16 protein-coding genes are annotated in these 13,207 nt (G+C 67.5%); 1 reads left to right on the top strand and 15 read right to left on the bottom strand.

All coding sequences use genetic code 11. The features are described 5' to 3' along the window. Window positions 1-44 precede the first annotated feature (44 nt). The 4 genes from glmM to ABT063_RS31930 all read right to left on the bottom strand — a co-directional run bounded on the left by glmM (window position 45) and on the right by ABT063_RS31930 (window position 4,028). The gene (gene glmM / locus ABT063_RS31945) at window positions 45-1,403 is read right to left on the bottom strand and encodes a phosphoglucosamine mutase (protein WP_351063125.1); all 1,359 of its coding nucleotides are present in this window, start codon (window positions 1,401-1,403) and stop codon (window positions 45-47) included. 240 nt (window positions 1,404-1,643) lie between these two features. Beyond that, complete coding sequence (gene rpsI / locus ABT063_RS31940; RefSeq protein WP_124439887.1) at window positions 1,644-2,156, bottom strand: 30S ribosomal protein S9; 513 nt, start codon at window positions 2,154-2,156, stop codon at window positions 1,644-1,646. A gap of 42 nt (window positions 2,157-2,198) precedes the next feature. Next, the gene (gene rplM, locus ABT063_RS31935) at window positions 2,199-2,642 is read right to left on the bottom strand and encodes a 50S ribosomal protein L13 (protein WP_124439888.1); all 444 of its coding nucleotides are present in this window, start codon (window positions 2,640-2,642) and stop codon (window positions 2,199-2,201) included. Window positions 2,643-2,843: 201 nt separating this feature from the next. Beyond that, window positions 2,844-4,028 carry a glycosyltransferase 87 family protein gene (locus ABT063_RS31930; protein ID WP_351063122.1) on the bottom strand — a complete coding sequence of 395 codons (1,185 nt, stop codon included), beginning with the start codon at window positions 4,026-4,028 and terminating at the stop codon, window positions 2,844-2,846. A 74-nt stretch (window positions 4,029-4,102) separates the two neighbouring features. On the opposite strand from ABT063_RS31930, the gene ABT063_RS31925 reads away from it, so the two are divergent. Beyond that, window positions 4,103-4,984 (top strand): hypothetical protein, encoded by an 882-nt coding sequence (locus tag ABT063_RS31925; protein WP_351063121.1) that lies wholly within the window; start codon window positions 4,103-4,105, stop codon window positions 4,982-4,984. Between the two features lie 19 nt (window positions 4,985-5,003). Here the strand turns inward: ABT063_RS31925 and truA are convergent, their stop codons facing one another. The 11 genes from truA to rplO all read right to left on the bottom strand — a co-directional run bounded on the left by truA (window position 5,004) and on the right by rplO (window position 13,207). Next, window positions 5,004-5,861: a tRNA pseudouridine(38-40) synthase TruA gene (gene truA, locus ABT063_RS31920; protein WP_351063119.1), complete on the bottom strand. Its 858-nt coding sequence runs from the start codon at window positions 5,859-5,861 to the stop codon at window positions 5,004-5,006. 75 nt (window positions 5,862-5,936) lie between these two features. Then, a complete protein-coding gene (rplQ, locus tag ABT063_RS31915; protein WP_351063117.1) occupies window positions 5,937-6,461 on the bottom strand; it encodes a 50S ribosomal protein L17 in 525 nt (174 codons plus the stop codon). A gap of 191 nt (window positions 6,462-6,652) precedes the next feature. Further along, complete coding sequence (locus tag ABT063_RS31910) at window positions 6,653-7,675, bottom strand: DNA-directed RNA polymerase subunit alpha (RefSeq protein WP_003966937.1); 1,023 nt, start codon at window positions 7,673-7,675, stop codon at window positions 6,653-6,655. A 154-nt stretch (window positions 7,676-7,829) separates the two neighbouring features. Further along, window positions 7,830-8,234 (bottom strand): 30S ribosomal protein S11, encoded by a 405-nt coding sequence (gene rpsK / locus ABT063_RS31905; RefSeq protein ID WP_003956432.1) that lies wholly within the window; start codon window positions 8,232-8,234, stop codon window positions 7,830-7,832. Window positions 8,235-8,298: 64 nt separating this feature from the next. Then, window positions 8,299-8,679 (bottom strand): 30S ribosomal protein S13, encoded by a 381-nt coding sequence (gene rpsM, locus ABT063_RS31900; RefSeq protein ID WP_016434638.1) that lies wholly within the window; start codon window positions 8,677-8,679, stop codon window positions 8,299-8,301. 189 nt (window positions 8,680-8,868) lie between these two features. Further along, window positions 8,869-8,982 (bottom strand): 50S ribosomal protein L36, encoded by a 114-nt coding sequence (gene rpmJ, locus ABT063_RS31895; protein ID WP_003998809.1) that lies wholly within the window; start codon window positions 8,980-8,982, stop codon window positions 8,869-8,871. Between the two features lie 60 nt (window positions 8,983-9,042). After that, window positions 9,043-9,264 (bottom strand): translation initiation factor IF-1, encoded by a 222-nt coding sequence (gene infA, locus ABT063_RS31890; RefSeq protein WP_003948620.1) that lies wholly within the window; start codon window positions 9,262-9,264, stop codon window positions 9,043-9,045. A gap of 315 nt (window positions 9,265-9,579) precedes the next feature. Next, window positions 9,580-10,416 (bottom strand): type I methionyl aminopeptidase, encoded by an 837-nt coding sequence (gene map / locus ABT063_RS31885; RefSeq protein WP_351063114.1) that lies wholly within the window; start codon window positions 10,414-10,416, stop codon window positions 9,580-9,582. Window positions 10,417-10,542: 126 nt separating this feature from the next. Next, the gene (locus ABT063_RS31880; RefSeq protein WP_351063112.1) at window positions 10,543-11,205 is read right to left on the bottom strand and encodes an adenylate kinase; all 663 of its coding nucleotides are present in this window, start codon (window positions 11,203-11,205) and stop codon (window positions 10,543-10,545) included. Next, window positions 11,205-12,518 (bottom strand): preprotein translocase subunit SecY, encoded by a 1,314-nt coding sequence (gene secY / locus ABT063_RS31875; protein WP_351063111.1) that lies wholly within the window; start codon window positions 12,516-12,518, stop codon window positions 11,205-11,207. Before secY ends, ABT063_RS31880 begins: the two co-directional genes overlap by 1 nt. A gap of 233 nt (window positions 12,519-12,751) precedes the next feature. Next, window positions 12,752-13,207, bottom strand: coding sequence for a 50S ribosomal protein L15 (gene rplO / locus ABT063_RS31870; RefSeq protein WP_030601181.1), 456 nt, complete (start codon window positions 13,205-13,207; stop codon window positions 12,752-12,754).

Here is a 13,207-nt window from a genome sequence, read left to right as displayed (position 1 = left end):
CCCGCAGCCCGCACACCACAGAACCCCCACCCCCTACCCGAACATCACCCCAACGCGGACTTCACCGCATCCGCAAGCCGCCCAGCCACAGCCCGAGCCTGATCAATATCCGCAGCCTCAACCATCACCCGAACCAACGGCTCGGTCCCGGACGGCCGCAACAAGACCCGCCCGGTCTCCCCCAGCTCAGCCTCCGCATCAGCCACAGCCGCCGCAAGCTCAGCAGACGTACCCACCCGCGACCGATCCACATCAGGCACATTGATCAACACCTGAGGCAACCGCTCCATCACACCCGCCAGCTCCCGCAGAGACCGCCCACTCTCCGCAACGCGAGCCGCCAGCAACAGCCCGGTCAGCGTGCCATCCCCAGTCGTCGCATGATCAAGAATGATCACGTGCCCGGACTGCTCCCCGCCCAGGGCGTACCCGTGCTCCTTCATCTCCTCCAGCACATACCGGTCCCCGACCGCCGTCTGGACGAGCTTCAGCCCTTCGCGCTCCATGGCGAGCTTGAAGCCGAGGTTGGACATGACAGTCGCCACCACGGTCTCGGCGCGCAGAGCGGAGCGCTCCCGCATCGCCAGCGCGAGCACGGCCAGGATCTGGTCGCCGTCGACTTCCTCACCGGTGTGGTCCACGGCCAGGCACCGGTCCGCGTCCCCGTCGTGCGCGATGCCGAAGTCGGCCCCGTGCTCGACGACCGCGGCCTTGAGCAGGTCCAGATGCGTGGACCCGCAGCCGTCGTTGATGTTGAGCCCGTCCGGCTCGGCCCCGATCGTGACGACCTCGGCCCCGGCCCGCGAAAAGGCCTCCGGCGAAACCCGGGAAGCCGCACCGTGCGCCTCGTCCAACACGATCTTCAGCCCGTCCAGCCGGTTCGGCAGCACGCCGACGAGATGGGCGACGTACTGGTCGAACCCTTCCTCGTACGACCGCACCCGCCCGACGCCCGCACCCGTCGGCCGGTCCCACGGCGCACCCGTGCGGTGCTCCTCGTACACGGCCTCGATGCGCTCCTCCAGCTCGTCGTCGAGCTTGTGGCCGCCGCGGGAGAGGAACTTGATGCCGTTGTCGGGCATGGCGTTGTGGCTGGCGGAGAGCATGACACCGAGGTCGGCGCCCAGCTCGGCCGTCAGGTACGCCACCGCGGGCGTCGGCAGCACACCCACGCGCAGGACGTCCACACCCGCGCTGGCGAGGCCCGCGACCACCGCGGCCTCCAGGAACTCCCCGGACGCACGCGGGTCCCGCCCGACCACCGCGGTCGGCCGGTGCCCCTCGAAGGTGCCCGCCTCGGCCAGTACGTGCGCCGCGGCGACGGAGAGGCCGAGCGCCATCTCGGCCGTCAGATCCGCGTTGGCGACACCGCGCACGCCGTCCGTGCCGAAGAGTCGTCCCACTTGTCCTCCTGAGGAAGCGTCAGTTCCGGACGCGGTGCCGGTGCGCTCGTGACGCTCCGGGCGGCTCCCGCGTCCCAGGCATGCCATGCATTCCATGCCTGAACATCCGATAGCACAAGGCAATGAGCGTCTTGTGCCGTTATACGCCCAAGCCCCTGTGATAGACGAACGCCCCGGCGGCACTGTGGCGTGCCGCCGGGGCGTTCGGAGTACCGGAGTACGAGCAGAGGCAGCCGGCGCTTAGCGCTTGCTGTACTGCGGGGCCTTGCGGGCCTTCTTCAGACCGGCCTTCTTGCGCTCGACCGCACGGTCGTCGCGGCGGAGGAAGCCGGCCTTCTTGAGCGCGCCGCGGTTGTTGTCGACGTCGGCCTCGTTCAGCGCGCGGGCGACACCGAGACGGAGCGCACCGGCCTGACCGGAGACACCGCCACCGGAGATGCGGGCGATGACGTCGTAACGGCCCTCGAGCTCGAGCACCTTGAAGGGCTCGTTGACTTCCTGCTGGTGCACCTTGTTCGGGAAGTAGTCCTCGAGGGTGCGACCGTTGATCTTCCACTTGCCGGAGCCCGGAACGATCCGGACGCGGGCGATGGCGTTCTTACGGCGGCCCAGGCCGGCGGCCGGCTGGGGCTCGCCGAAGCGGGAGGCCATGGACTCCGAGGTGTACTCGCCCTCGACGGGCGTCTCGGACTCGGTGGTGTAGCTGTCGATGTCAAGCTCTTCGAGCGGCTGCTCGGCAGTGGTCTCGGCCACGATTCTCCTCAGATTCTGTTCAGTCTTAGGGGGTGGCCGGACTTACTGCGCGACCTGGGTGATCTCGAACGGCACCGGCTGCTGTGCGGCGTGCGGGTGCTGGTCACCCTTGTAGACCTTCAGCTTCGAGAGCATCTGACGGCCCAGAGTGTTCTTGGGGAGCATGCCCTTGACGGCCTTCTCGATGGCCTTCTCGGGGTTCTTGTCGAGCAGCTCGTCGTAACGGACGGAGCGCAGACCACCCGGGTAGCCGGAGTGGCGGTAGGCCATCTTCTGGGTCCGCTTGTTGCCGGACAGGTGCACCTTGTCGGCGTTGATGATGATGACGAAGTCACCGGTGTCGACGTGGGGCGCGTAGATCGGCTTGTGCTTGCCCCGCAGAAGGGACGCGGCGGTGGTGGCGAGACGACCCAGGACAACGTCCTGAGCGTCGATGACGTGCCACTGGCGCGTCACATCGCCGGGCTTGGGGCTGTACGTACGCACGGTTCGTAGCCTTCGCTTCGAGTGAATGGTCCTGACAGGTCACCGAAGCGATCACGACAGCCTTGACCGCACTGCGGTGACGCAAACCGCGTGCTGGTCGCTGGTCATCGGCCCGGTCGACCGGTGTAAGGGCCCGTCCCGTGAGAATGAGCAAGCCAATACACAACGAAAAGGCAGAATACCTGGGGTGCCCCGGACGGGTCAAAACGAGGCCACCGCCGTCGGCTGAGGCGAGTCTACGGGCATACGGCGCTCCCGTGCCCGCCCGTGACACAAGACCGTGCACGTCAGCACACACAACGTGAACGCGTCCTTGAAGGCTCTGCGCCGCACCGGCTCCAGATAGGGCCAGGTCAGCCCCGGGACCTGCGGGGTCAGGGCGAGCCAGAACCAGGGACCGCGGGCGACCGAACCGGCGTACGGCAGCCCGGCGAGCAGCAGCGGGACGACGACCAGGAGGTAGTGGTCGTACGACGGCCGGGAGACCATGAACGCCGAGAGCATGAGCGCCGCGGCCGTCTCGGGGAGCCGCAGCGGACCGGGACCGCCGCGGCACCAGCGCCGGTACGCGCACAGCACCCCGACGAGCGCGGTGACCGCGGCGGCCGCCCCGGCCAGCGGCTCCGGCACCCCCAGCCGCGGCAGCACCGCCGCCGGCGAGGCCTCATACAGCCGTACGAAGCCGTCGTCGCCGCGCAGCAGGAACGGCAGGGTGCGGGTGAAGAACCCGGCCGGGTCGGGCATCAGAAGCCCGGAAGCGGCGGACGCGACCACCGGCACCAGGACCAGCACGGCCAGCGCCCGCCACCGGCGCGCGAACAGGAACAACACCGCGAGGGGTGCGAGCAGGGGCTTCAGCGCGACCGCCGCGCCGACGACCGCGCCCGCCGCCACCCACCGGCCCCGGCTCGCCAGCAGCAGGGCGAGCGGCAGCGCCAGGGCCGCCGTGGCCGTCCAGTTGGCGAGCAGGACCAGATGCGAGAAGGGCGCGAAGCCGGCCGCGAGACCTGCCAGACCCAGGGCGGCGAATCGGCTGCACAGCGGTACGTCGTGCAGCCGCAGGGCGCAGGCCCAGCCGAGGGCGAGGCACCCGGTCACCGCGAGCGGCACCAGAACGCGCAGCGCGGACTGCGGCAGCAGGACCTGCCCGGCCGCCGCCAGCACCGCGCTCGGAAGATAGAGGAAGTGCGGATCGTCATACGGCGAGCCGCCCGCCAGCCAGGTGCGCGCGGCCCGCACGACGACCGCGTTGTCCATCCCTCCGTCCGAGGTCAGCCGCGCTGTGCGAGCCGCCGTCGCCGCCAGCACCACCCCCAGCACCACCCAGAGATGCCAGCTAGCCCTTCGTACCAACCACCCGGAGATGTCGCTTTTGCGCTCACTCATCGACCGAACGCTAGGTGCTCCAGAGCCTCTTGAGGCGGACCGGCACACCCCTTGTCCCGTCTAAGATGCGCCCCATGAGCTTTGGGCAGCAGGGGGGACCCCAGTCCCAGTGGGATCCCTGGAAACCGCATTCCCAGCAGCCGTGGTCCAGCGGGGCCGGGGACACCCCGGACTGGGCCGCGCTCGCCGAGGCGTCCGAGACGCGCAACAAGCGCCGTCGGCTGCTGTTCATCGGCGGCGGCGCGCTCGCCACGGTCGCGATCGGTACGGCCGTGGCGATGGGCGTGGTGTCGGCGAACGGCAGCGACGAGGCGTCGAACAAACCGTCCTCCCTGCCCGCGGGCGGGGACATCCCGAGCCCCACCGCGACCGGGGCGCCGTCCTTCGCGCCGACCAGTGCCCCGCCCCCGCTGGATCCGAAGGACTTCGTCTCCAGCAAGACCAAGGACACGGCCCCGCTCAGCCCACAGATCCTCTTCCCGGGCACGCAGCTGACCATGGGCTCGACCGTGTACAAGAAGGGCCCGACGGCCGACACGAAGAGCTGCGCGGCAGCCGCCAAGGGCACTCTCCCGAAGGTCCTCACCGACAACGACTGCACCCGTCTGATGCGCGTCACTTACACCAAGGACGGCATCGCCGTCACGGTGGGCGTGGCGGTCTTCGACACCGCGGCGCAGGCCACCAAGGCCAAGAAGGACGCCGACGACAAGAGCATCGTCGCGTCGCTGTCCGGGGACGGCGTCAAGGCCTTCTGCAACTCCGCGGTCTGCCGCACGACGACCAACTCCTACGGCCGCTACGCCTACTTCACCATCGCCGGCCTCACCAACGGCAAGGACGTGACGACGAAGGACACCCCCGTCTTCACCACCGGCGACGACCTGGCCGAGTTCGCCTTCCGCCAGATCCGTCGCCGGGGCGAGGCACAGGCCTCGGCAGCGGCGAACGAGTAGCACGCGACCGGGGGCCGGTTCAGCAGCAGCCGGCCCCGGGCAGCGACCGCTTGTTCCGCGCCTCCTTGTTCCGCGCGGCCAGCAGCTCGTCCGCCGGGTACCCGACCTCCTCCAGCGTCAGCCCGTGCGGCCGCACGACATGCACGGCCGAATCCCGTACGCCGGCCGCGAGCACCTTCCCCGGCCAGTCCGGCCCGCGATGCCCGTCCCCCACGAACAGCAGCGCCCCGATGAGCGAGCGCACCATGTTGTGGCAGAAGGCGTCGGCCCGCACGGTGGCGGTGATGATCCCGTCGGCGCCCTTACGGAGGCTCAGCTCCTGGAGCGTACGAATGGTGGTCGCGCCCTCCCGCCGCTTGCAGTAGGCGGCGAAGTCGTGCTCGCCGAGGAGCCTTTGGGCCGCCTCGTTCATGGCGTCGACGTCGAGGGGCCAGTCGTGCCACAGGACGTGGTTCCGCAGCAGCGGGTCCACTCCCCCGGGGTTGTCGGTGACGCGGTAGGCGTAGCGCCGCCAGACGGCCGAGAAACGGGCGTTGAAGCCACTGGGCGCCTCCCTGAGCGCCCACACCCGTACGTCCTTGGGCAGGCGCCCGGCGAGCCGCTTGAGCAGCTTCCCGTGGTGCTCGACCCAGACCTCGCGCGGCAGATCCACATGGGCGACCTGCCCCCGGGCGTGCACACCGGCGTCGGTACGCCCGGCCACGGTCAGCTCGTACGTCGTGTCCCTCGACCGCGTCACGGTCCGCAGGGCGTCCTCGATCTCACCCTGCACGGTCCTGCGCCCACCGGCCTGCTTGGCCCACCCGGAGAACTCGGTCCCGTCGTAGGAAAGATCGAGACGCACACGTACGTATCCGGGCTGTACTTCGTCACTCACCCCTGGATCCTCTCAGCAACGCAGAAGCGGGCCCGCCCCGCAGGGGGCGGACCCGCTCGACGCAGGGCGTCAGCCTCAGGCGTCCTTGGACTCTTCCGCCGGAGCCTCGGCAGCCTCGTCGGCCTTGGTCACGTCGACCTTGGTCTCCTCGGCCTTGGTCTCCTCGACCTTGGCCTCGTCGGCCTCCTTGACCGCCCGCTTGGTGGCGGCCTCGGCCTCACCGGTCGCCTGCTGCGCGACCGTCAGCGCCTCGACCAGCTCGATGACGGCCATGGGCGCGTTGTCGCCACGGCGGTTACCGATCTTGGTGATGCGGGTGTAACCACCCGGACGGTTCTCGTAGCGCGGGCCGATCTCGGTGAAGAGCGTGTGGACGACGCTCTTGTCCGTGATGACCTGGAGCACCTGGCGGCGGTTGTGAAGGTCGCCCTTCTTCGCCTTGGTGACCAGACGCTCGGCGTACGGGCGCAGGCGGCGGGCCTTCGCCTCGGTGGTGGTGATACGGCCGTGCTCGAAGAGCGACTTCGCGAGGTTCGCGAGCAGCAGCTTCTCGTGCGCGGCACTGCCGCCCAGACGGGCACCCTTGGTGGGCTTCGGCATTTCCTTCTCCTTGGTATCTGCCCCGGCCGTATTAGGTACCGAGGTCAGGACCCGATGAGCGGACGCTCATCGGCAACAACCACCGCGCCCCGTCAGGGGCGCGGGTCTGTATCAAATATGCGGCTCCGCCGCGTGGGCGCGACCAGCCACAACGGTCCCGCAGCCAAGAACCGGCAATCGGTCCCGAGCTCTTAGTACTGCTCGGTCTCGACGAAACCGGCGTCGGCGTCGTCATCCGCCCCGAAGGCGTCAGCCGCAGCCGTGGGGTCGAATCCAGGCGGGCTGTCCTTCAGGGCGAGGCCCATACCCGCCAGCTTCGCCTTGACCTCGTCGATCGACTTCGCACCGAAGTTACGAATGTCGAGCAGGTCCGCCTCGGAACGAGCCACGAGTTCACCCACGGAGTGGATGCCCTCACGCTTGAGGCAGTTGTACGACCGAACGGTGAGCTCCAGCTCCTCGATCGGCAGCGCCAGATCGGCGGCCAGGGCGGCGTCCGTCGGGGACGGACCCATGTCGATGCCCTCGGCGTCGATGTTGAGCTCCCGGGCCAGCCCGAACAGCTCGACCAGGGTCTTACCGGCAGACGCCATCGCGTCGCGCGGACGCATCGCCTGCTTGGTCTCGACGTCGACGATCAGCTTGTCGAAGTCGGTGCGCTGCTCGACACGGGTCGCCTCGACCTTGTACGTGACCTTCAGAACCGGCGAGTAGATCGAGTCGACCGGGATACGACCGATCTCCTGACCGACCTGCTTGTTCTGCACGGCGGAGACGTAACCACGGCCACGCTCGACCGTCAGCTCCATCTCCAGCTTGCCCTTGCCGTTGAGCGTGGCGAGGACGAGGTCGGGGTTGTGCACCTCGACACCGGCCGGGGGCGCGATGTCGGCGGCGGTGACGAGACCCGGGCCCTGCTTGCGCAGGTACATCACGACAGGCTCGTCGTGCTCCGAGGAGACGACCAGCTGCTTGATGTTGAGGATCAGGTCGGTGACGTCCTCCTTGACGCCCGGCACGGTGGTGAACTCGTGCAGGACACCGTCGATCCGGATGCTGGTGACAGCCGCACCGGGGATCGACGACAGGAGGGTCCGACGCAGGGAGTTGCCGAGGGTGTAGCCGAAGCCCGGCTCCAGCGGCTCGATCACGAACCGGGAGCGGAATTCGTCGACGACCTCTTCGGTCAACGAGGGACGCTGAGCGATCAGCATGTGTGGATCAGATCCTTCTTTCGTGGACGCCCGCTATTTGACGTCCGACGGAACCGTGCCTCAAAAGAGGACGGGTACTGCAAGGGTACGGGCGATACGGCCCTTTTACGGTGCCGTACCGCCCGAATCCCTCAAACCGACAAGCGGCCGTGCGTCAGACGCGACGACGCTTCGGCGGACGGCAGCCGTTGTGCGGGGTGGGGGTGACGTCCTGGATGGAGCCGACCTCGAGACCGGTCGCCTGAAGCGAACGGATGGCGGTCTCACGACCGGAACCCGGACCCTTGACGAACACGTCCACCTTGCGCATGCCGTGCTCCTGCGCGCGGCGGGCGGCCGACTCGGCGGCCATCTGCGCGGCGAAGGGGGTGGACTTGCGCGAGCCCTTGAAGCCGACGTGGCCGGCGGAGGCCCAGGAGATCACGTTGCCCGAGGGGTCCGTGATCGAGACGATGGTGTTGTTGAACGTGCTCTTGATGTGCGCGTGGCCGTGAGCGACGTTCTTCTTTTCCTTGCGGCGCACCTTCTTGGCAGCGCCCTGACGTCCCTTGGGGGGCATCTATTACTCCTACGGGAGGTGGTCGGTCCTACAGCGAAGACCGTGGACAGGTGTCCGCTGCGGACTACTTCTTGCCCGGCTTCTTCTTGCCGGCGATGGCGCGACGCGGGCCCTTGCGGGTGCGGGCGTTGGTGCTGGTGCGCTGACCGCGGACGGGCAGGCCGCGGCGGTGACGCAGACCCTGGTAGCAGCCGATCTCGACCTTGCGGCGGATGTCGGCCTGGATCTCGCGACGGAGGTCACCCTCGGTCTTGATGTTGTTGTCGACGTACTCGCGGATCGCGACGAGCTGCTCCTCGGAGAGGTCGCGAACACGGGTGTTCGGGTCCACGCCGGTCTCAGCCAGCGTCTGCTGCGAGAGGGTCCGGCCGATGCCGAACACGTAGGTGAGAGCGACCTCCACACGCTTTTCGCGCGGGATGTCAACACCGGAAACGCGTGCCATTCAATGGCTCCAGTTGATCCTCGGAGGTCTTCCACAGAACCGACTCCCGGCCGCCGTACCAGGTACGAACCGGGTCCCCGGCCTCCGAACCGGGGGTATCAGGCGCCTGAGCGCGCCTGGGTCCTGCGTATGAACATATTCAGCTCGCGTCGCGCGAAGTTCTGCGAATCGCAGAGGGTGGGTCGTGCGTCAGCCCTGGCGCTGCTTGTGGCGCGGGTTCTCGCAGATGACCATGACCCGGCCGTGACGGCGGATCACCCTGCACTTGTCGCAGATCTTCTTGACGCTCGGCTTGACCTTCATGGGGTGAGGTTCTCCGGGTCAGTTGCCGGCGGTCCCGCTCGCGCGGGACGTGGGCAAGATCTACTTGTACCGGTAGACGATCCGGCCACGCGTCAGGTCGTACGGAGACAGCTCCACCACGACCCGGTCGTCAGGGAGGATGCGGATGTAGTGCATGCGCATCTTGCCGCTGATGTGTGCCAGGACCTGGTGGCCGTTCTGGAGCTCGACCTTGAACATGGCGTTCGGAAGAGACTCGACGACAGTGCCCTCGATCTCGATGGCACCTTGCTTCTTGGCCACGCTTCGCCCTTCGAATCGACTACCTTGATCGACTCCTGTGTCCCACTGGCACATCCCCTACGAAGGGGCATGCGGACATGCGGGTGCACGAGAGCCGACGAGTCAGTCTACGTCAGGCCTCCCGGAAAGACGAATCGAGAGAGTCTGCCCCACGCTGGAGATCCTTAAGCGGCGAACTCGCCCGCTCGGCATTCGCGGCACCGGCCACGGCGATCCAGCCCGTCCGTCTTGGGGATCCCGCGGCAGCCCCCGGGACGGGAGGGCAGGGGCGGCGGGGGCGAGAAAAACCGAGCCCACCACCCGCGCCGGCGAACGTCAGGCCAGCGGATCCGGAGCAGCCACAACCCCGTGCTCCGCCAGCTTCGCCTTACCCCCGTCAGGCGCCGTCAGCACCAGCGGCCCTTCCTCCGTCAGCGCGACCGAGTGCTCCCAGTGCGAGGACCACGTGCCGTCCGTCGTGATGACCGTCCAGTCGTCCGACAGGACCTCGGTCTTCGGGGTGCCGAGGGAGACCATCGGCTCGATGGCGAGGCAGAAGCCCGGGACCAGCTTGGGGCCCTTGCCGCGGCGGCGGTCGACGTAGTTCAGCAGGTGCGGGTCCATGTGCATCTCGGTGCCGATGCCGTGGCCGCCGTAGTCCTCGATGATGCCGTAGCGACCGCCGCCGGGCTTCGGCTGGCGGCGGATGTACGTCTCGATGGCCCGGGAGACGTCGACCAGCCGGTTGCCCTGCTTCATGGCCGCGATACCGGCCCACATCGACTCTTCGGTGACCCGGGAGAGCTCGACCAGCTCCGGATCGTGACCGGAGCCCACGAAGGCCGTGTAGGCCGCGTCGCCGTGCCAGCCGTCGATGATCGCGCCGCAGTCGATGGAGATGATGTCCCCGTCCTTGAGGACGACCTCGTCGGACGGGATGCCGTGCACGACGACCTCGTTCACCGAGGTGCAGATCGTCGCGGGGAACCCGCCGTAGCCCAGGAAGTTCGGCTTCGCGTCGTGCTCCGCGAGCACCTTGCGCGCCACCTGGTCCAGATCCTTGGTCGTGGCCCCGGGCACCGCGGCCTCACGCGTCGCCGCGTGAATGGCGGCGACGACCAGCCCCGCCTCACGCATCTTGGCGATCTGCTCGGGGGTCTTGATCTGCACCATGGGGGCGAGGGCCTTTCTTGGAACCGGAGAGGGCCGGAGAGCGTACGGGTGCCTTCAACGATACGTGCCGTCACACAGCAGCCGCGGCCCCCTCAGGGAACCGCGGCTGCAGCGACGTACAAACGACTACTTGCCGTCGTCCTCACGCTTGAGCGCCTCCATGGCACGAGCCGTGACCTCTTCCACCTTGCCCAGCGCGGAGATGGTCACGACCAGCCCCTGCGCCTTGTAGTAGTCGATGATCGGCTCGGTCTGCGTGTGGTAGACCTCCAGCCGCTTGCGCACGGTCTCCTCGGAGTCGTCGTCCCGCTGGTACAGCTCCCCGCCGCAGACGTCGCAGACGCCTTCCTTCGCCGCCGGCTGGTACGACACGTGGAACACGTGCGCCGAGTCGTTCCGGCAGATGCGGCGGCCGGCGATCCGCTTGACGACCTCTTCCTCGGGGACCTCCAGGTCCAGCACCGCGTCCAGCTTCATGCTCTCGGACTGCAGCATCTCGTCCAGCGCCTCGGCCTGCGAGACATTGCGCGGGAAGCCGTCGAGCAGAAAGCCGTTCTCCGCGTCGGGCTGCTCCATGCGGTCCTTGGCCATGCCGATCGTGACCTCGTCCGGCACCAGGTTTCCCGCGTCCATGTAGGACTTCGCCAGTTTGCCGAGCTCCGTCTGCTGGCTGATGTTGGCGCGGAAAAGGTCGCCCGTGGAGATGTGCGGGATCGACAGGTTGTTGGCCAGGAACGCAGCCTGCGTTCCCTTACCGGCACCGGGCGGCCCGACGAGGACGATACGCATCAGCGGAGGAACCCTTCGTAATTGCGCTGCTGGAGCTGGCTCTCAATCTGCTTCACCGTCTCGAGACCGACACCCACGATGATCAGGATGCTGGTACCGCCGAACGGGAAGTTCTGGTTTGCCCCGAAACCAGCCAACGCCATCGTCGGGACGAGAGCGATCAGGCCCAGATACAGCGAACCCGGCCAGGTGATCCGGTTGAGTACGTACGACAGGTACTCAGCGGTCGGTCGGCCAGCCCGGATGCCCGGGATGAAGCCACCATACTTCTTCATGTTGTCCGCGACTTCCTCGGGGTTGAACGAGATGGCCACGTAGAAGAACGCGAAGAAGACAATCAGGAAGAAGTACAAAGTGATGTGCGCGGGCGCCGCCGTGTCGGCCAGGTTCTGCGTGATCCAGGTCGCCCATCCCGCTTGGGAATTGGAGAACTGGACGATCAGTGCCGGAATGTAGAGCAGCGACGACGCGAAGATGACGGGGATCACACCCGCCTGGTTCACCTTCAGCGGGATGTACGTCGACGTACCACCGTAGGAGCGGCGGCCGATCATGCGCTTCGCGTACTGCACCGGGATGCGGCGCTGGGCCTGCTCGACGAAGACGACCAGGCCGACCATGACCAGGCCGACGAGGATGACGGTGCCGAACTCGATCCAGCCGTCGGCCAGGGAGCCCTGCTGCTTGATGGCCCACAGCGCGGCCGGGAAGGTCGCGGCGATGGAGATGAACATGAGGATCGACATGCCGTTGCCGATGCCGCGGTCGGTGATGAGCTCACCCAGCCACATGACGACGGCCGTGCCGGCGGTCATGGTGATGACCATCGTGATGGTGACGAAGATCGACTGGTCCGGCACGATCTGGTTGCCGACCGGGCAGCCGGTGAACAGCGCACCGCTGCGGGCCGTGGCCACCAGGCCGGTGCCCTGCAGGATCGCGAGCGCCACCGTCAGGTAACGGGTGTACTGCGTGATCTTCGCCGTACCCGACTGGCCCTCCTTCTTGAGGGCTTCCAGACGTGGAATCACGACGGTCAGCAGCTGAAGGATGATGCTCGCCGTGATGTACGGCATGATGCCGAGCGCGAAGATCGTGATCTGCAGCAGCGCGCCACCACTGAACATGTTGACCAGACCGAACAGACCCTGGCTGGAGCTCGCCTGGTCGATACAGGTCTGTACGTTCCGGTAGTCGACACCCGGGATCGGGACATGCGTGCCTGCCCGGTAGACCACGATGATGCCGAGCGTGAAGAGCAGCTTCTTGCGCAGGTCGGGCGTCTTGAACGCCCGGGCGAACGCGGTGAGCACGGTGCCTCCTGCGACCCCCGCGCTACTGCGTCAAGGGTGACGGTCTTGAGGTTCGACGAATACGTAACGGTCAACTGCCGCTTCGAGTGCCCCGTAAAGAGCCCCCTGTGAAAGTTGGCAGTGCAGGCCACCTTACCCGCGAGACTGCCACCCTTGGAACGACCAACCGGGGATACCCCATTTGTGGGGCATCCCCGGTGGGATCATTCAAGTCATCGAGACGCCTGTGGTGTTCAGACGAGCTCGGTGACGGTACCGCCGGCAGCGGTGATCTTCTCCTTGGCGGAGCCGGAGACGGCGTCGACCGTCACCTGCAGCGCCACGGAGATCTCGCCCTGGCCGAGGACCTTGACGAGGCTGTTCTTGCGAACGGCACCCTTGGCCACCAGCGACTCGACGGTGACCTCGCCACCCTCGGGGTAGAGAGCGGCCAGCTTGTCGAGGTTCACGACCTGGTACTCGGTCTTGAACGGGTTCTTGAAGCCCTTCAGCTTCGGGAGGCGCATGTGCAGCGGCATCTGGCCACCCTCGAAGCGCTCCGGAACCTGGTAGCGGGCCTTGGTGCCCTTGGTACCACGACCGGCCGTCTTACCCTTCGACGCCTCACCACGACCGACACGGGTCTTGGCGGTCTTGGCGCCCGGGGCGGGACGGAGGTTGTGGATCTTGAGCGGGTTGTTCTCCGCCAT

The sequence above is a fragment of the Streptomyces sp. NPDC002838 genome (assembly GCF_040295365.1).
GTDB lineage: Bacteria > Actinomycetota > Actinomycetes > Streptomycetales > Streptomycetaceae > Streptomyces.
The sequence above is the reverse complement of the archived record's forward strand: the minus strand, read 5'-3'. Positions and strand labels throughout refer to the sequence as shown.